Here is a 410-nt window from a genome sequence, read left to right on the forward strand (position 1 = left end):
AGCACAACCCGCTCATTTCCCACCAGTTCGGGGCCGACGGGTTCGGGTTCGTCGAGGACGGGCGCGTGTACATGTACATGACGAACGACACCCAGGGCTACGCGCCCGACCCGGTGACGGGCGTCTCGCCGCAGATCAACTACGGCGCCATCAACCAGATCACGCTCATCTCGTCCGAGGACCTCGTGAACTGGACGGACCACGGCGAGATCCAGGTCGCGGGGCCGCAGGGCGTCGCGCCCTTCACGAACAACTCGTGGGCGCCGGGCATGGCGAAGAAGACGGTCGACGGCGTCGACAAGTACTTCCTCTACTACGCCAACGGCGGCGGGTCGTCGAACGTCATCACGGGCGCTTCGCCGCTCGGGCCGTGGACGAGCGAGCGCGACAGCACGCTCATCGACGGGCGC

At 67.1% G+C, this 410-nt stretch carries 1 protein-coding gene; it reads left to right on the plus strand.

What is annotated here, in order from left to right:
* Nucleotides 1-410, plus strand: a 410-nt coding sequence (locus G3I78_RS49570) for a family 43 glycosylhydrolase (RefSeq protein WP_164437239.1), incomplete at both ends; no start/stop codon positions are given.

Source organism: Streptomyces sp. SID13726 (assembly GCF_010548375.1).
Taxonomy (GTDB): Bacteria; Actinomycetota; Actinomycetes; order Streptomycetales; family Streptomycetaceae; genus Streptomyces.